Source organism: Sphingopyxis yananensis, assembly GCF_020687785.1.
GTDB lineage: Bacteria > Pseudomonadota > Alphaproteobacteria > Sphingomonadales > Sphingomonadaceae > Sphingopyxis > Sphingopyxis yananensis.
In genome coordinates, this window is the sequence record NZ_JAJEWI010000012.1 from 31,345 (window position 1) to 48,270 (window position 16,926).

15 protein-coding genes are annotated in these 16,926 nt (G+C 56.1%); 9 read left to right on the forward strand and 6 right to left on the reverse strand.

Going from position 1 to position 16,926, the window contains the following annotated elements:
• Nucleotides 1-79: 79 nt before the first annotated feature.
• Nucleotides 80-733, forward strand: a complete 654-nt coding sequence (locus LKO31_RS14560; RefSeq protein ID WP_227691301.1) for a TetR/AcrR family transcriptional regulator — start codon at nucleotides 80-82, stop codon at nucleotides 731-733.
• Here the strand turns inward: LKO31_RS14560 and LKO31_RS14565 are convergent.
• Nucleotides 719-2,428 carry a hypothetical protein gene (locus tag LKO31_RS14565; RefSeq protein WP_227691302.1) on the reverse strand — a complete coding sequence of 570 codons (1,710 nt, stop codon included), beginning with the start codon at nucleotides 2,426-2,428 and terminating at the stop codon, nucleotides 719-721. The genes LKO31_RS14560 and LKO31_RS14565 overlap by 15 nt on opposite strands.
• Before the next feature lie 219 nt (nucleotides 2,429-2,647).
• On the opposite strand from LKO31_RS14565, the gene LKO31_RS14570 reads away from it, so the two are divergent.
• The 7 genes from LKO31_RS14570 to LKO31_RS14600 all read left to right on the forward strand — a co-directional run bounded on the left by LKO31_RS14570 (nucleotide 2,648) and on the right by LKO31_RS14600 (nucleotide 8,584).
• A complete protein-coding gene (locus tag LKO31_RS14570; RefSeq protein WP_227691303.1) occupies nucleotides 2,648-3,718 on the forward strand; it encodes an aldo/keto reductase in 1,071 nt (356 codons plus the stop codon).
• Complete coding sequence (locus LKO31_RS14575) at nucleotides 3,715-4,581, forward strand: amidohydrolase family protein (RefSeq protein WP_227691304.1); 867 nt, start codon at nucleotides 3,715-3,717, stop codon at nucleotides 4,579-4,581. The genes LKO31_RS14570 and LKO31_RS14575 overlap by 4 nt, the downstream gene beginning before the upstream one ends.
• 6 nt (nucleotides 4,582-4,587) lie before the next feature.
• Nucleotides 4,588-5,430, forward strand: a complete 843-nt coding sequence (locus LKO31_RS14580; protein WP_227691305.1) for a fumarylacetoacetate hydrolase family protein — start codon at nucleotides 4,588-4,590, stop codon at nucleotides 5,428-5,430.
• Nucleotides 5,427-6,191, forward strand: coding sequence for an SDR family oxidoreductase (locus LKO31_RS14585; RefSeq protein WP_227691306.1), 765 nt, complete (start codon nucleotides 5,427-5,429; stop codon nucleotides 6,189-6,191). The genes LKO31_RS14580 and LKO31_RS14585 overlap by 4 nt, the downstream gene beginning before the upstream one ends.
• Nucleotides 6,188-6,535 carry an L-rhamnose mutarotase gene (locus LKO31_RS14590; RefSeq protein ID WP_227691307.1) on the forward strand — a complete coding sequence of 116 codons (348 nt, stop codon included), beginning with the start codon at nucleotides 6,188-6,190 and terminating at the stop codon, nucleotides 6,533-6,535. The genes LKO31_RS14585 and LKO31_RS14590 overlap by 4 nt, the downstream gene beginning before the upstream one ends.
• Nucleotides 6,532-7,674: an FMN-dependent L-lactate dehydrogenase LldD gene (lldD, locus tag LKO31_RS14595; protein ID WP_227691308.1), complete on the forward strand. Its 1,143-nt coding sequence runs from the start codon at nucleotides 6,532-6,534 to the stop codon at nucleotides 7,672-7,674. Before LKO31_RS14590 ends, lldD begins: the two co-directional genes overlap by 4 nt.
• Nucleotides 7,675-7,762: 88 nt before the next feature.
• Nucleotides 7,763-8,584: an alpha/beta fold hydrolase gene (locus LKO31_RS14600; protein WP_227691309.1), complete on the forward strand. Its 822-nt coding sequence runs from the start codon at nucleotides 7,763-7,765 to the stop codon at nucleotides 8,582-8,584.
• A gap of 8 nt (nucleotides 8,585-8,592) precedes the next feature.
• On the opposite strand, the gene LKO31_RS14605 is transcribed toward LKO31_RS14600, so the two are convergent.
• On the reverse strand, nucleotides 8,593-9,693 hold the full coding sequence (locus LKO31_RS14605; RefSeq protein ID WP_227691310.1) for a mandelate racemase/muconate lactonizing enzyme family protein: 1,101 nt from the start codon (nucleotides 9,691-9,693) through the stop codon (nucleotides 8,593-8,595).
• Nucleotides 9,694-10,193: 500 nt separating this feature from the next.
• Between LKO31_RS14605 and LKO31_RS14610 the strand changes: the two genes are divergently transcribed.
• The gene (locus tag LKO31_RS14610; protein WP_227691311.1) at nucleotides 10,194-10,961 is read left to right on the forward strand and encodes an IclR family transcriptional regulator; all 768 of its coding nucleotides are present in this window, start codon (nucleotides 10,194-10,196) and stop codon (nucleotides 10,959-10,961) included.
• A 747-nt stretch (nucleotides 10,962-11,708) separates the two neighbouring features.
• Here LKO31_RS14610 and LKO31_RS14615 read toward each other — a convergent pair.
• The 4 genes from LKO31_RS14615 to fahA form a co-directional block, all read right to left on the reverse strand.
• Entirely contained in the window at nucleotides 11,709-12,959 is a 1,251-nt protein-coding gene (locus LKO31_RS14615) for a replication initiator protein A (protein WP_227691312.1), read from the reverse strand.
• A 73-nt stretch (nucleotides 12,960-13,032) separates the two neighbouring features.
• Complete coding sequence (locus tag LKO31_RS14620) at nucleotides 13,033-14,130, reverse strand: ParB/RepB/Spo0J family partition protein (protein ID WP_227691313.1); 1,098 nt, start codon at nucleotides 14,128-14,130, stop codon at nucleotides 13,033-13,035.
• Between the two features lie 66 nt (nucleotides 14,131-14,196).
• On the reverse strand, nucleotides 14,197-15,396 hold the full coding sequence (locus LKO31_RS14625) for an AAA family ATPase (protein WP_227691314.1): 1,200 nt from the start codon (nucleotides 15,394-15,396) through the stop codon (nucleotides 14,197-14,199).
• A 214-nt stretch (nucleotides 15,397-15,610) separates the two neighbouring features.
• On the reverse strand, nucleotides 15,611-16,915 hold the full coding sequence (fahA, locus tag LKO31_RS14630; protein ID WP_227691315.1) for a fumarylacetoacetase: 1,305 nt from the start codon (nucleotides 16,913-16,915) through the stop codon (nucleotides 15,611-15,613).
• Nucleotides 16,916-16,926 lie beyond the last annotated feature (11 nt).

Sequence of the window (16,926 nt, forward strand, 5' to 3'; positions counted from 1 at the left end):
GCCTCTACCCAAAATTTTCACTTTATCCATTTGGATAAATGGAATTGACGCCTCCTAATGTCAATGGCAAATGTCGCCGATGCCCCAAACGCCCCCTTCACCGTCCAGCGACGCCGCCAAGCAGATCAAGCTGGTGGCGCTGCGGTTATTCGCCCAGCATGGCATTGACGGGGTCAGCGTCCGCCAAATTGCTGACGCGGCGGGACAGAAAAACCACAATGCGATCACCTATTATTTCGGTTCGAAAGACGCGCTAATCCGCGAATTAATCGTCGACGGGGCCAAGGCTATTGATCAGCGCCGCAACGCAGCCTTAGACGCCGCACAAGCGTCGGGCGGACCATCCACGGTGCGCCAAGTCATGGAAATTTTGGTCGATAGCTCGATCGACCCCAACCCGCCCATTTGGGGGGAAAGCTACACCCGCTTTATCGTCGGGATGCAAATGTCCAACCGCGCCTTGTTTATGGATGCCTTGGCTGGGCGGTGGAATTCTGGCTATTTGCGCTGTCTGGATGATGTTCGCCGGTTATGCGCCGACATGCCCGCCGATGTGTTGAACCAGCGACTAGTATTCATGGGGGCCGCGCTAGGCGGGATTATTTCCGGACGCGAAGCAGAGCTGTCTGACCACAGCCGCGGCCACCCCATGTGGTCCGCCCCCGAAACCCTGCGCCGCGTGGCCGCCGCATTGGCCGCGATCATCACACAAGACGCATCACAGACCGAATAATTTCAACAGGGCATCCAGCATCCCTTCCAGTCCGCGCCGTTCATGAGCGTCCCGCCTCGTCTTTGGCGCTTCCTCGACAATCAGCACCCCCTGCCCCGCCAACACACGGTCTTTCAGCAACGGTTCGCGCCCCAGAAAATAAGGCCAAAATGTTTCGGTGCGGGTGACGGAATAGGATAGGTCTGCCGAGAATCCGACCAGCTGATCTTGGCCGAAAATCCGTCCTTGCTCGGCCATTTCCACCCGCACCCCGCGCCCGCCCTTTAGGATCAAACGCGCCGGCCCGTGGAACACCAAATAGCGCAGCTGCATCGTCAGCCATGCGTTCAGTGATAATAGCCGCCAGTGGCTGGTGATACGCACCGGACGGCCAATCGGCTGGACCACCGCCGCCAGCGCGCGCGGTTGCAGCACACAAGCCGCGCCTTCATTCAAGTTCAGCGATGTCACCTCAGCAAATCCGTCGTTGATGGCCGACACATTGGTCATCTCTCCGTCCCCGCGCAAACAGGTCAGGAAGCTCAGGCCCGACACCAGACTGACCAAAGGCCGCCGCCAATCCAGAAACCAGCGCGTGCTTTTGCTGCTAGCATGGCTGCTGCTTTGCAAATAATCCTGCCGAACCAGCAATTCCTGCCCCGCACCCAATCGCACCGCCAGCGATGTGACCGATGGCAAGGACGGCGCAATGGCTTGCCCCATCGCAGCGGGAATATGCAGGCGAATATAAGGACGCCGCATCGCAATGGGGGCCAAGATATAATAAAGGAACAAGCGCAAGATCAGCGGTGTCATCATGATGACCAGCAATGCCGCTGCCGCCTTCCACATCAAGGATGCCAAGCCAATTTGCGCCGCCCACAGCCGCAATTTTTCGGGCACACTGCCCGACAAAATCACAGCTGCCTTTGCGGCATCCGCTGCCAAGTCACGGCCCGCCGCATCGATTTTCTGCGTGGTTTGGGCGGCGCTGGCAAAGGCGCTATCCGCCGCTTGCTGGGCCTGTTGCTGATAGCGCGCTGCCGCTTGAAAGCGTTGAACCGCGCGCTGCGCCTGATCGCGCGCGGCGCAGCTTTGCGCTTTTTGCGCCACCAAAGCGCGGTGATCGGCACTTTCAATCCATTGTCGCCAGCGCCAATGCCAGCGCGCTTCATAATCTTGCAAACGCTGCGCAGCCGCGCTGCAAAGCTGTTGCTGCTGGGCCAAAGCCTGCCTCTGCGCAGCAACATTTTGCTGGGCCAATATCGACCGCCCATCGCTGTCCACCGCGGCGCGGGCGGCATCAATCGCTGCCACTTGCTGGTCAATCATGGCGGCCCGCAATTTGCGCCGCTGCCCATCCAATAGCGCCTGTTGATCGCTGATCGCCAGCACCCAAGCGGGGCGCGCCCTATCCATTTGTTTTTGCAAATCCGCGCGTTCAGCCAATAGGCGTGTTTTTTGGGCGTCCAATTCCGTCAGGCTTTGTTGGCGAAGCGGACCCGCCTGTGTGCGAAATGCCGCCGCCGCACTGCCGGCTTCGCGGCGCAAAATCTGGTCTGCTTGCTGTAAGGCTGTTTGGCGCTGCTCGGCCTGCCGCGCTCCGGCCCAAATCTCTTGCACCCAAGGCACCGTGATGGTCGCAAGGCCAATCACCACAACCAACAACAGATAAAGAGCGGCTTTCTGGCCCAAAAAAGTGATTATGCGGCGCATCTTATTGTCAACTCATCATCCGCCCCAACGTCAGATATATGTTAAGCTATGCCGCCTATCGCGCGGCGACACCAGAATTTTGCACAACGCAGCGCCAATGGCGGTAAAATCCCCTGCTCAGCAATTGCATATATGATATATTTTTTATATGTGACACATCAACACGCCTCATAAGGCAGCTAGGCACGGTCATTTGCGCCTAAAGATGAAAGACTGGGCATGAAATTTCGGGAGGTCGCATCATCCAATGCCGCGCTGCGTTTGCCAGAATTATCTTTTGGCGCAGCATCCCTTGGCAATTTATATCATGCCATTGCGGACGATGATGCCCGCCATATCCTGACCACCGCTGCCCGACAGGGGATCAGCTATATCGACACCGCCCCCCATTATGGGCACGGCCTGTCAGAGCGACGCGTTGGCGATTTTATGCGGGGTCAAGATCATATCCTTGTCTCCACCAAGGTGGGACGGTTGTTAAAAGCCAATGCCAGCCTACCGAAGGGCGAAATCCGCGAAGGCTTTGCATCTGATCTGCCTTTTGATCGGACCTTTGATTATAGCTATGACGGCGTCATGCGATCTTTGGAGGACAGCCAGCAAAGGCTGGGGCTGGCATCCATTGATATTCTTTATGTTCACGATATCGGTCCCTTAACCCATGGGCCGCGCCACGACATATATTTCACCCAATTGACCAAAGGCGGCGGGCTTCGCGCGCTGGAAGAATTGCGAACAAGCGGAGTCATCAAGGCCTTTGGGGTCGGCGTCAATGAATGGCAGATATGCCAACAGGTGATGGACCATGCCCATTTGGACATGATCTTATTGGCTGGGCGCTACAGCTTATTGGAACATAGCCCATTGGACGAATTTTTCCCGCTCTGCGCCGCACGCGGAACATCCGTGGTGATCGGCGGGGTGTATAATAGCGGCATTTTGGCGACAGGGACGGCCCATGAGGAACCAATTCATTATGATTATGCCCCTGCGCCCCCGCACATCATCGACCGTGTCCGGCACCTAGAGGCGATATGCGCCGACCATCAGATTCCCCTGCCCGCTGCGGCTTTGGCCTTTGCGCTGGCTCATCCACAGGTGGTGTCGGTGTTGGTCGGACTGTCCAGCACGGCGCAGGTGGAGCACAGCATGCGCCTGTATCACCAATCCATCCCCGATGATTTATGGACCGACATGAAGCAAGCAGGGCTGTTGCCACAAAATGCCCCAACGCCCCATGGCACAACGCCCAACCCCATATTGGCGGACGCACCGCAGGCGGGCGGATGACAGTCATGAAGATTATCGACGCCCACCACCATAGTTGGCAGATCAGAGCCGCGCATCACCAATGGCCGAAGCCTGACGAGGCCGCCATTTACCGCGATTTTGAAATCCGCGATCTAACCGACGAAGCCGCATCATCACAAGCGATAGGCATCGATAGCGCGCCCCAACTGGTCGCTAGCGTCTTGGTGCAATCGCAGCCGGACGCCCGCGACACAGCGTGGATGCTGGAACGGGCGGCAAAGGCTCCCTTGGTACAAGCGGTGGTCGGCTGGGCTGATTTACTGGCCGATGATGCGCCGCGCCAAATTGCGGCGCTGGCCCGCCACCCGCTGCTGCGCGGGTTGCGGCCCATGCTGCAATCCATCCCCGATACCGATTGGTTGCTGCGCGATGATCTGGCGCCGGCCATCTATGCCATGATCGACCATGGCTTGCGGCTCGATGCCCTCGTTCAGCCGCGCCATTTGCCGATGCTGGCACGCTTCGCCGCCCGCTATCCCCAACTGCCCATCGTGATCGACCATGCGGCAAAGCCGCGCATTGCCGCCGCCCCTGATGCCAAATGGCGCGATGATATGATGATGCTGGCAGACCAAGGCCTGTGGTGCAAATTGTCCGGCCTTCGCACCGAACAAAGCCCAGACCAGCCCGCCGATAATCTGACGCCTTATGCGCAGCAGATTATCCGCCAATTTGGCCCGCGCCTGATGTGGGGCAGCGATTGGCCGGTGCTGCATTTGGCGGGCGACCAGTGGGGCGATTGGTATCAACAATGCGCGGCGTGGGCGGCAGGTACCATCGACGCCGAGCGCTTGTTCCACGGCGCTGCCGCAGAATTTTATTCGATAAATATAAAGGGATAAGGATAGATGAAACTGGCGCGCTATGGCCAAGCAGGGCAAGAAAAACCCGCCGCGATTGACGATCAGGGCATCGCCCGCGACCTGAGCGCTATCGTGTCTGACATTTCGGGCGATGTGCTGACACAGGCGGGCCGCGCCGCGCTGGCCAAGCTGGACCTTGCCGCCCTGCCCGCTCTGCCTGCCGACAGCCGCATTGGGGCGGCTGTGGCAGGGGTTGGTAAATTCATCTGTGTCGGCCTCAATTTTCGGGACCATGCGGCAGAAACGGACGCAGATATTCCGACCCAGCCGATCATTTTCATGAAGGCCACCACCGCCATTTGCGGCCCCAATGATGACACGATCATTCCGCGCGGGTCGGTGAAAACCGATTGGGAAGTGGAATTGGGCGTGGTGATTGGCGATGTCGCGCGCGATGTGTCGGTCGAACAGGCGATGCAGCATGTCGCAGGCTATGTGCTGATTAACGATCTGTCCGAACGCGAATTTCAACTGGAACATGGCGGCCAATGGGTGAAAGGCAAAAGCTGTGACAGCTTTGGTCCCATCGGTCCGTGGTTACTGACCGCCGACGAAGTTGCGGACCCGCAAAATTTGGCGATGTGGCTGGATGTTAACGGCCATCGCTATCAAGACGGGTCATCGGCCAATATGGTCTTTGGCGTCGCGGAATTGGTCAGCCATATCAGCCGCTATATGACCTTGATGCCCGGCGATATTATTTCCACCGGAACGCCAGCGGGCGTGGGATTGGGGCAAAATCCGCCCAAATATCTGAAGGCGGGGGATATTGTCCATTTGGGCATCGAAGGGTTGGGCACCCAACACCATCGCATGGTGAACGCATGAGGGCCGCCGCACCCGCCGCGCCCCATCCGACAGGCCGTCTGGCTGGCAAACGCTGTGTCATTACGGGCGCTGGCCAAGGCATTGGCCGCGCCAGCGCCGAACTTTTCACCCGCGAAGGGGCGGAGGTGATGGCGCTGGATATCAATGAAGCCAGTCTGTCGTCGCTTCAAGTCCATAGCCGCCATGTCATCGACCTGACAAACGCCGCTGCCATAGCAGAATTTGGGGCATCGCAACGCGCGGTCGATGTGCTGTTTAACTGCGCCGGATTTGTTGATGCGTCGACCATTTTAACGGTGGAGGACCGCAATTATCAGCTGTCCTTCGACCTGAATGTTCACGCGCCGATGCGGATGATCCAAGCCATGCTGCCCGCCATGTTGAACAATGGGGGCGGGTCGATCATCAATATGGCATCGGTCGCCAGTTCGATTTTGGGGGTCGCCAATCGCTTTGCTTATGGCGCATCAAAAGCCGCGCTGATCGGCCTGACCAAATCGGTCGCGGCGGATTATGTCCGCCAAGGCATTCGCTGCAACGCTATTTGCCCCGGCACGGTGCAATCCCCCAGTTTGGACGAACGCTTGGCCGCGACCGGCGATGCCGAGGCAGCGCGCACCCAATTTATTGCGCGCCAACCCATGGGCCGCATCGGCACGGCAGAGGAAATTGCCGAGCTTGCGCTTTATTTGGCGTCGGATGTATCATCTTTTACCACGGGGGCCTTGCATATTGTCGATGGCGGATGGAGCAACGAATGACCAACAGCAAACGCTTATGTTTGGCGCTGGACTTGCGGGATGATGCCGCCGCCATTGCCGAATATGACCGCATTCACGCGGCGGGCGCTGTCCCTGCCCCCGTCAACGCCAATTTGCGCAGCGCGGGCATCATCGACATGGAAATATGGCGCGTTGCCAATCGCTTGGTCATGATCTGCGAGGTGACAGAGACGTTCGACGGTTTCGGCCAAGCCGATCATAGCAACGCCGAAATCCGCGCATGGGATGTGCTGACATCCAGCCTCCAAAGCCCGATTGATGGCGCAGATGCCGTCGGATGGGCCGAAATGCGCCGCGTGTATAATTTGGCAGATCAAGCATGATCATTGGGTCCCCCGCCGATTTCTATCCCGCGGCACGGGCGCGTTTGCCCCGATTTTTATTTGATTATGCCGATGGCGGGGCGACCAGTGAAACGACCATGGCCGCCAATATCGCGGACCTGAACCAAATCCGGTTGCGTCAACGCGTGCTGCATGACGTGTCGAACATCAGCCTGTCTACCAATTTGCTGGGCCAAGACTTGGCCTTGCCGATCATCTTGGGTCCGGTGGGAATCAGCGGCATGTATCGGCGGCGCGGCGAAACACAGGCGGCCCGCGCAGCCCATGCACGCGGCGTTCCCTTCACCCTTTCCACCGTCAGCCTCTGTTCCCTGCAAGAGGTGCGGGCTGCGTCCAATGGCGCGCTGTGGTTCCAGCTTTATGTCATTCGCGACCGCGCCTTCATGCTAGACCTGCTGGCGACAGCGCGGGAATGCGGTGTGTCGACCTTGGTCTTCACCGTCGATATGCCCGTACCGGGCAGCCGCTATCGCGATATGCATTCTGGCATGTCCGGCCCCAATGCGCCCATAAAACGGGTATTACAAGCCATGACCCATCCCAAATGGGCGTGGGACGTTGGCCTGTGGGGCCGCCCGCACCGTTTGGGCAATTTAACGCCGGTGCTGGGCAAGGACAGCGGGCTAAATGATTATATGGGCTGGTTGGGGGCCAATTTTGACCCGTCGATCACATGGGCAGACCTTGGCTGGATTCGTGACAATTGGCACGGCAAGCTGGTAATTAAGGGGATTTTGGATCCCGAAGATGCCCGCGAAGCAGCGAATATGCAGGCCGATGCCATTGTCGTGTCCAATCATGGTGGCCGCCAATTGGACGGCGTCTTGTCCACCGCCCGCGCCCTGCCCGCCATGGCCGACGCGGTGGCGGATCGGCTGACCATCTTGGTCGACGGCGGCGTTCGGTCGGGGCTGGACGTGGTACGCATGTTGGCGCTGGGCGCGGATGGCGTGATGCTGGGCCGTGCGTGGCTGTGGGCCTTGGCCGCACAGGGCGAACAAGGGGTTGTGCGATTGTTGGACATGATGGCCCAAGAAATGCGCACCGCGATGGCCCTGACAGGTGTGACAGACATGAACCATCTCGACCGCTCTATTTTGGCTACGCCAATCGGCTGACGGCTTCGGCGCCAACACCCCCTGCCCCATTAAAACTGCTAGGGTAATTTCTTTTTTAAACACGGAAACAACATGCTAGTGCATGTTTATGTCCAGCCCCCTTCCCATTGATCGCTTTATCACGACGCCGCAGGGGCGTTTGTTCACCCGCTGTTGGCGCAGCGACTTGCTGGCCCAGCGAGCGCCGATCATTTTATTTCATGACAGTCTGGGGTCGGTTCAACAATGGCGCGATTTTCCGATGTTATTGGCGCAGGCCAGCCAACGCAGCGTCATTGCCTATGATCGCCTAGGATTTGGGCAATCCGATCATAATAGCACCCTGTTACAATCCTATTTTGTCCAAGCAGAGGCCGAACATGGGCTGGCACCGCTGCGCCATGCCTTTCATATCGACCATATGATCTTGCTAGGCCACAGCGTAGGCGGCGGCATGGCGCTGGCTGCTGCTGCCGCTTTTCCTGATGTGACAGACGGCGTCATCAGCATAGCGGCCCAAGCCTTTACCGAAGACCGGACGCTGGACGGCATTCGCCAAGCCAAAAGCGCCTTTCAGGATGCGGGCCAAATGGAACGGCTGGCGAAATATCATGGCGATAAGTCCCGCTGGGTGTTGGATGCATGGATTGAAACATGGCTAGGCCCTGCCTTTGCTCACTGGTCACTAGATGCAGAGCTTGGCCGTATCGCCTGCCCCATTTTGGCCTTGCACGGCGATCAGGACGAATATGGGTCGAGCGCCCACCCCCAGCGCATTGCGGCCCACGCCAAAACCCCTGTTCAGGCCGTGATTTTGCCAGATTGTCACCATATGCCGCACCGCGAAATGCCGGATATGGTGCTGAAACTGATCAGCAAATTCTTGGCCCAATTGCCCGCATGGCAAACCTTTGCCTCTGCCTCTAGCTGACGGGCGGTTTAGGCCAAAATTTCGTGCATCAACGTCATCTGCGCAATGGCGTCCATATCCCAATCGATACCCAAGCCAGGGACATCGCTGGGAATGGCGCGGCCTTGTTCAATCTTTATCCCGCTATGGGTGATGGCATCCAGCTGCGGTATATATTCCACCCAGCGGGCGTTGGGCACTGCCGCACATAGCGACACATGCAATTCCATCAGAAAATGCGGCGCAACCGATATGTTAAAACATTCGGCCATATGCGCCACTTTCAACCATGGCGTGATGCCGCCAATGCGCGCCACATCCACCTGAATGATCGAACAAGCCCCGCGCTCCAGATATTCGCGGAAATGCGACATGCTGTAAATACTCTCCCCCACCGCCACCGGAATGGGGGTGGATTGCGACAAGCGGATATGACCTGCCACATCGTCGGCGGGCAAAGGTTCCTCGATCCACCCCAAATTAAGCGGCGCCAGCAAATGCGCGCGGCGGATCACGTCATCGGACGTAAAAGCTTGGTTGGCATCGGTAAAAATCTCAAACTTCGGCCCAACCGCGGCCCGAACGGCGGACAATCGCTCGACATCCTCCTGCGGAGATCGGCCAATTTTGATCTTGCAACCCTGAAACCCCTCTGCCTGCGCCTCTAATGCGCCAGCGACCAATTCATCGCTTGTCAGGTGCAGCCAGCCACCCTCGGTTGTATAGGTGGGAATGGACGCCTGCGCCCCGCCTGCAAATTTGTGCAGCGGCAAGCCCGCCCGCTTGCAGCGCAAATCCCATAAGGCCGTATCAATGGCTGCCATCGCCAGCGCCGTGATCGCGCCAACCGATGTCGCATGAGTGATGCGCAGCATATCGCGCCAAATCGCCTCGGGCTCGTCGCCATCACGGCCCAGCACCAAAGGGGCCAAGCTATGCTGGATCAGCGCCATCACCGACCAGCCGCCCGTACCGATCGTATAGCTATAGCCGATCCCCTCTACGCCATCCGCATCTCGGATGCGCACAATGGGGGTTTCCTGGCTGACGAACGATTGAATGGCATCTTCCCGCCGCACCTTGGGCAACAGATCAACCATGAACAATTCAATATGAACTATTTTCGCCACAAGTGCCCCTTATATTCCCTCTCAATATGTGCCGCATGTTTTGGTCATCTGTGAATCCGCGAAACGGTCATGATCTGATGGTGTTGGATGACCTCTTAGAGGGTTGGCTGGAATAGTTACGCCGGACGCGTTCGATAGGCCCCAAAACGCAAAATCTCATCCCTCTCATTCCCCACCAATGCCACTTATTTCCCCCGTCACACGGCAGCAAAAAAGAAGCGGCGGCTAACAGCAAGCAAAGGGGTGCCAGTCCACCCTGTTACAGAAAGGAAAGGGCAACATAGGCGGCAACTTTAGTCGTCGCTATCTCCCCTCCCCTGTCAGCCGCCGCTCTTCATGCTTATTGGTGACAATATTTATATATGATGCATTTTTTACATATGCAAATATAAATATTGTTGCTGTCCACCAAAATCCGCTAGGAACAAGCGAATAATATTGGCTTTCGGGCCAAATTGACGCATGGTTTCCAAATAATTCCAGCACGATGCAGAGCATTTATGACCATTGAAACAGACAAGAAAATATATCGCGCACCAGCTCTGGAAAAGGGTTTGGATATATTAGAATTGCTGTCCAACGGCGATGCGCTGTCCTTTACAGAAATTGTCCAAAAGCTGGGCCGGTCCCATGGCGAATTATTTCGTATGACGCAGGTTTTGGAAGCACGTGGCTATATTGAGCAAAGCGACAACGGTCTGCGCCTGACCTCTCGCTTGTTCGAACTGGGTTTGGGCCGCCCGCCGGTTCGTAATTTGGTCGAAGTCGCCCTGCCGATCATGCGCGATCTGTCAATTGCGAGCGGTCAATCCTGTCATTTGGCTTTGCTATCTAAAAGCGACATCGTCGTTATCGCGCGTATGGAAGCCCCGCAACAAATTGGATTTTCGGTGCGCATTGGGTATCGGAAGCCTCTCACACTTTCTGGGTCGGGATTGGCAATTTATGCTTTTCAATCCGATGACGGGCGGGCGGAACTGGAATCGATGCTGTCGCCCAAATTGTCAAAGGACAAGATTAAAGCCTTGCGCGAACAGGCGAATGTCGTTCGCGAAGTTGGAACCGTGCAACAACCTAGTAGTGTCTATCAAGGGATTACCGACGTTGCGGCCCCGATTATGCGCGGCGATAAAGCCATTGCCGCTTTGACCATCCCTTATCTTCAACCACGGGCCGTTGCGGATGGATTAGACAGGCTTACGCTTGCCCTGCGTGACAGCGCGAATGCGATTTCTAACGCCATTCGGGTTGAAGATAACCGCGCGTAACAACCGGCTTTTTGTATCGTATCTGTTGCCCGTCCCAAAGCGAGGCGTGCGGTTGTGCGCCCTCCCCTTATCCTTTGTGAAAATATATATCTGTTAGGGTTAGACAAGTTAAAGTTTGTTAGAAGGTTAAACGCTAAAAATGCCCTAAAAATCGGCTATTTTCTTGGGATAATAGGCCATGGCTTGTTCTCGAAAGGTCGATCATCCGTTCCTGAAAGAGCGAAGCTTTGTTCCTATTGTGTCGTCGTCTCGTTCCCGAAAGGTCGATATCACGTCCAATACCGTTCCCAATATGTCGAAACATGTGCCATGGCGACGGATGAGAGTGAGCAATTGAATCATTTTCCAACTTCACGCTGCAGATAAGGTTCAAATTTTCAAATTTTCTGCTTCACCCATTTTTCTTCAATTCCCTTTTCAATCGCTGCACGACACTTCGGGAACAGTCATGGGTGATGTTAAATTCTGACTCTGTGATCGATTGTCCCCAATGCGTGATGAGCGGCTGTTCATAACGGCCGCTTAAGGGCGTACGTCTGCTTCCGTTCTTGGAATTTCCTGCACGAAATTGCGGATTTGCAGTTTCCTCGGGGAAACTTTTATGGGCAGCGGCATCATCGCCATATTTTTCTCAGCGATCGTGATGGTGGGGCCGTGACATTTAGCACGCGGATAGCGGCCATTTTTTTTGCTGAACAGCCCCCTTCCCTGCCATGGGCTATGATGATTGGGTCCGCTCAGGCTTTCTTAACCGCGCAGGCTATGCCGATGTTTTTCGTGATAACGCCGCACCCAGCCAATGAAGGCCTTTTGCCAATTGGCGGGTGTGCGATCGGCTGATCCAGCGACCCATTTTTCGAAATCTGCATGTAGGGCGTATAAATCCCACCCGGGGCATTGTTCGCGCAGTAGAGTGGCGGTTTCTTCGGTAAAATATCCCCGCGTGGCTGCGTCACTCAGTCCGACGATGGTGGAACGAACAAGGGATGATATGTCGACCATCTCGCTCGGTTCAACCTGTGGTGTGGACGACGTAGGGGTCGCCGCTGCTTTACGCGTCGGCTTGCGGCGAACGGGCTTGGCCATGCCATCGGTGATAGTGGGCGATGCCAGCGAAGCCGGGGGCAGGGGCGGATTTAGCTCTTCGCTATCGGCCCCGTCATCGCCGCGTTGGCGGACCATACGCAACAAAGGCTCTCCGCCCGATTTGCTGGGCTCGATATAGAGGGAATAGCCGGGCAGGGCGTTTTTCTCCGCCAGCTTGACGATCTCAAATTTAAACCGTCGATATTCGCCCTCTGCGCCGCTTTTCTCGAATAAGGTGGGCATGGCGATGGCAAAGCCATCCGTTCCTGCACCGCCAGCATGTTTGCGCGCAACTTTATACAGCCAACGCTCACGCCCGCCGCTGATGTTAAAATAGGCGCGATCAATGGCCAATACGCCGCCTTTCATCATCACGCCTTCGTAAAACCAGTTGGACAGTTCCAGCGTCATTCCCTTGGAGCGCTCGGTGCGCTCGTCTACCAACTGGGTCCAACCGTCCAGCCAGCTAAAGGTCGCCTCACGGCGATTTTCAGCGCGAATATTGGTTTTGATGGTCGTGGCGACCAAACGGTCCAGCGCTTGGCCCAATAATTCATAGGCACGGCCCGTTGTGGGGCGGCCAATGGAGCGCAGCAAATCATAAGGCATGATGTGTAATTTGCGCGGGATATCATTGATGCCACGCCGCGCCATATCGGCCAATAGGCTGGCGCAATAAATCAAGATATCGGCGTCCCAAATGGTGGCCATGCCATAATCGGGGTTGGCGGATACATGGACCCATAATTTCTGATCAGGGCTGGTGTAATCAATCGGTTTGACCCGCTTGGTCTTCGCCAAACTGAAAAAAGGGCGTTCCATCATTTCGCGTTGGTCGCGGAAATTGAGGTCGGCAATATAGGGTAAAAACAAGTCGAATTGATCGCCGGCAGGGGGCTTGGCACCGCGCATGATCAAAAGTTTCCTGTAGGAAACTTTGATATATGATCAAAAGGCATTTGCCAGCGGCGGGCCATGAATATGATCATTTCAGCTCAACGCCTTGGCTGCGCAGCATCGCAATAATCTGGCGGACGGCGTCCATATATTCATCATCATCAGCGCCGCTAGCCATTGGCAGGTGCAGGGTAATCCCTTGTCGATTAACATTTTTTACCGACATGATGGTGCGCCCCATTTTCCCTTGAATATCCATTTCAAGATTGGGGGCCGGGGCGATGGTATCGGCTTTTGCGGCCATGAGACGGGCCATTGCGGCCGCGCCAGCCAGCGGAGGCAGGCCCTGCGCCATGGCCTTGCGATTGTCTGCGGCGATCAGCTCGGCCTCTTTGCGAATGATCTTGGCGCGCAACTTATCGTCCATCGCCACCGCCAGCTTATAGGCAGGGTTGAGCGACAATTCGGTCAAATTTCCAAAGGCCGATAAAATAGCGTCGGGCAGGGTCGCTGCTTTAAGCATTTTGGACAGCCAGCCTTTGGACAGGTTTAACCGTTCGGCCATACGCACAGCCTTGCCGCCATAATGGCGGTCCACAGCCTCGGCATAATTTCGGGCCCGTTCGATATCGCTAATGTCTTTGCGGGCGCGATTCTCGATATCGGCCAAGCGAAAAGCGGCCTCGTCGTCCAACTCCGCGACTTGAGCCAGCAGCTTCATGTCCGGATAATTATTGGCGCGCAGCCAAGATATGGAAAAATGACGGCGCGTGCCCGCGATCAATTCATAATCATGGTCAGGGTCGCCGCTCAGGTGCCGGACAACGGCCGCCACCTTTTGCCCACCCTCGGCCAAAATACTGTCGATCAGATCGCGGCAATTTTCTTCGCTCAGCTGTTTTTGAATGCGCGCATTGCCCGCCCAAATCCGCACACGGGCTGGATCAATGAGCAACTGGGTGATCTGGCGTACTTCACCGCTGGCCACGCGGGCCAAGGCATTTTCACGGCCCAACAGGGACAATCCGGCGCGCGCTGTTGGCCGCTCCGTGAGCGGTGTGATACGCGGTTCGGCGCTTATTTGCGGCGTTTCCGATGTTTTTTCTGTTTGTTTTTCGATGCTTGGTTCATGCGAAATGTCTGCCGCCAACAGGCTGGCTAAATATGCATTTTGTTTTTTCGCCATCACCGCACCCCATGCAGAATCGCCACGTCCACCATCATAGGCAGCGCGGAATTTTGTAGGAAAGGCTTAAACTGTCGCATTGATCACCTCCCGCTCCGAAGCGGGGGGCGCAATACCCCATCCGCGCCGGACCAAGGCTTCGACCTGACCCATGGCTTCGTCCAGATTATTCTTGCATCTTTTGTGGGTTTTGGGCGTGCCAATCGCCTTTTCTAATTCATAAACGGTCATCATGCGCAGGGCCGCATGGCTGATTTCGGCGCTTTCCAAAATCGGAATGGGCAGCAACGCCGGACCGAAAGTTTGCTCCATAATTTGACGAACCATGGCATGGCTGGGGTCGTTGGAGTCGAATTTCGAACAAATGAGGCGGACAAAATCATAATCCACATCAATGCCCGCATCGGCCAATTGGCCCGTCACTTGGTCCATCATCGACATAAATTGAACGGTGGAACAAAAATCCGGTGTGGTGGCGGCCAGTGGGATGATCAAGGCATTGGCGGCTTGCATGACAGCAAGGCTGATGGTCCCGAGCGCAGGCGGGGGGTCCAATATGACAACATCATAAGCCTGAGCAAGATCTTTAAGACCCTGTTTTAGCTTGCGAAAACGCGAAGCGAGAACACTTCCGCCATCTGCACCCGATGCGGCCAGTTCATATTCCACATCGAATAATTCCAAATTGGATGGGATCAGATCGACATTGGGCCAAGGGGTTTTTTGCACCGCATAGCCCAAATCGCTTTGGGTCGGATCAATCGACAAATAGGGGTAAAGCGTCTGTTCGCGCGTGATGTTAAAATGGGGGTTAAAGCCAAATAATGTGGTCGTGGTCGCCTGACTGTCGCAATCCACCACAAGCACCCGATATCCTTGCACCGCAAAATAATGGGCCAAATGGGTGGTGACCGTAGATTTTCCAACGCCGCCTTTGAAATTCTGAACTGCGATAATCGCCGGATTATCCAGCGGTGCGCGGGCGGGCGAAGCGCCCAAAATTTCGCGCATATGCAGGATATTCTCGATGGAATATCCCGGACGGCGCCCATTTTCGGTGGCAGAGGGCGGTGGTAAGCGGCCATCTTCTTCGGCCATGCGAATGCGATTGGTGGAACAGCCGAGCAAAGCGGCCGCCTCTGCGATGCCATAGCGGACGGACAAGCCCTTGCGCGATTCTGGCAAAAAGGCCTGCCGGCGCAAACGCTCGATCATGCGTTCGCCAGCTTGCGCCATTTCGGCAATTTGCTCGACCTCTGAATGCATAGCCCGCCCAATATCTAAATTTGAATGTAATTTACACTATATGGCTTTGAAATGCTTCAGTCTAGCGAGATTTAGCGAAATATGATCTCGCCGCAAGCTCTGACCATCGCGCCGCATGGGCGCGGGCGATGCCATGTTTCATGCATCGCCCGACATGATTTTTCAGGGAAATATTATCATATTATATCAATAATATATGGGCAAATCGACGATATTAAAGGGCGGATAATATGGTCGCGCGGCATTCCCCAAACCCGATGGTGGCACGATCCGGCGCGGCAGCCTGTGCCCGCAAGATCACCTCATCACCGTCCTGCAGAAAGCTGCGACTCTCGCCATTGGGTAGGGGGTAGGGGGATGTTCCGCCGTTGCTTAACTCCATTAAACTGCCGAAACCGCTGATATCCGGTGCAGAAATGGTGCCTGTACCCAGCAAATCTCCAGCCATTAAATTGCACCCATTGGATGCATGGTGGGTGATGATTTGATGGACGGTCCAATACATATTGCTGGCTGGCCCTTGGCTGAGCAGGGCAGGGGCGTCACCCGATTGCCGCATCTGATCGGTCAATAAATAGACGGATAATTGAATAGCAAAGCCGCCATGGGCCTGATCGTCGACATCCATCAAATAGGGTAGGGGCACGGGGTCGCCTGCTGGGCGCGGGGGCTGGGCGATGCGATAGGGGGCCAAGGCTTCGGCGGTTACCACCCATGGCGACACGCTGCTGTGAAAATTTTTCGCCAAAAATGGCCCCAAGGGTTGATATTCCCATGCCTGAAAATCACGGGCGGACCAGTCATTGAGCAAGCATAAACCAGCAAAATGCTGGGCGGCATCAGCAATGGAGATGGGCTGACCCAGCGCATTGCCTTCGCTAATCCAAACCCCCATTTCCAGTTCGTAATCAAGGCGCTGGCTGGGTTCAAAACGCGGCAAATCTTGGTCCGGCGCCTTGCGCTGGCCCGATGGTCGGCGCACATTCACCCCCGATGCGCGAACCGATGATGCGCGCCCATGATATCCGATCGGGATATGTTTATAGTTTGGAAGCAACGGGTTATCGGGCCGAAATTGGCGGCCAATATTTTCGGCATGATGCAGGCCGACGTAAAAATCCGTAAAATCACCAATTTGTGCTGGCAAATGCATGGTGCATTCGGCTTGGGGATAAAGATGGGGCGTCAAATCATCGCGATATTGCGGGTCGGACAAGAAACGGCTGATATGTTGGCGCAGCAATTGCCGCTGAGCAGACGGTAAAGCCATCAGCGCGTTGAGGCTGTGACGTTGCAGGCAACTGCTGAGCGCGGGCGATGAGAACAGCGCTTCGGCGGCGCAGGCCGTCAGGTCCAAAATGGCGTCGCCAATCGCGGTGCCGATACGCGGCCCTTGTTGCTGCGGTGAAAATACCCCCAGCGGCAGATTTTGGATCGGAAAATCCCTATGTCCTTGGGCGCTTTTCACCCATGATGTCCGCTGCGCATCATGGGTTTCGTCCGTTGACCACCAATTCATGATTATATGCT

Excerpts from the sequence above, each read along its gene's own strand:
- fahA (WP_227691315.1), bottom strand. The coding sequence starts at position 16,915 with ATGAATTGGTGGTCAACGGACGAAACCCATGATGCGCAGCGGACATCA.
- LKO31_RS14590 (WP_227691307.1), top strand. The coding sequence starts at position 6,188 with ATGACCAACAGCAAACGCTTATGTTTGGCGCTGGACTTGCGGGATGAT.
- LKO31_RS14565 (WP_227691302.1), bottom strand. The coding sequence starts at position 2,428 with ATGCGCCGCATAATCACTTTTTTGGGCCAGAAAGCCGCTCTTTATCTG.
- LKO31_RS14615 (WP_227691312.1), bottom strand. The coding sequence starts at position 12,959 with ATGCGCGGTGCCAAGCCCCCTGCCGGCGATCAATTCGACTTGTTTTTA.
- LKO31_RS14585 (WP_227691306.1), top strand. The coding sequence starts at position 5,427 with ATGAGGGCCGCCGCACCCGCCGCGCCCCATCCGACAGGCCGTCTGGCT.
- LKO31_RS14610 (WP_227691311.1), top strand. The coding sequence starts at position 10,194 with ATGACCATTGAAACAGACAAGAAAATATATCGCGCACCAGCTCTGGAA.
- LKO31_RS14560 (WP_227691301.1), top strand. The coding sequence starts at position 80 with ATGCCCCAAACGCCCCCTTCACCGTCCAGCGACGCCGCCAAGCAGATC.
- LKO31_RS14620 (WP_227691313.1), bottom strand. The coding sequence starts at position 14,130 with ATGGCGAAAAAACAAAATGCATATTTAGCCAGCCTGTTGGCGGCAGAC.
- LKO31_RS14580 (WP_227691305.1), top strand. The coding sequence starts at position 4,588 with ATGAAACTGGCGCGCTATGGCCAAGCAGGGCAAGAAAAACCCGCCGCG.
- LKO31_RS14600 (WP_227691309.1), top strand. The coding sequence starts at position 7,763 with ATGTCCAGCCCCCTTCCCATTGATCGCTTTATCACGACGCCGCAGGGG.
- LKO31_RS14625 (WP_227691314.1), bottom strand. The coding sequence starts at position 15,396 with ATGCATTCAGAGGTCGAGCAAATTGCCGAAATGGCGCAAGCTGGCGAA.
- LKO31_RS14570 (WP_227691303.1), top strand. The coding sequence starts at position 2,648 with ATGAAATTTCGGGAGGTCGCATCATCCAATGCCGCGCTGCGTTTGCCA.
- LKO31_RS14575 (WP_227691304.1), top strand. The coding sequence starts at position 3,715 with ATGACAGTCATGAAGATTATCGACGCCCACCACCATAGTTGGCAGATC.
- lldD (WP_227691308.1), top strand. The coding sequence starts at position 6,532 with ATGATCATTGGGTCCCCCGCCGATTTCTATCCCGCGGCACGGGCGCGT.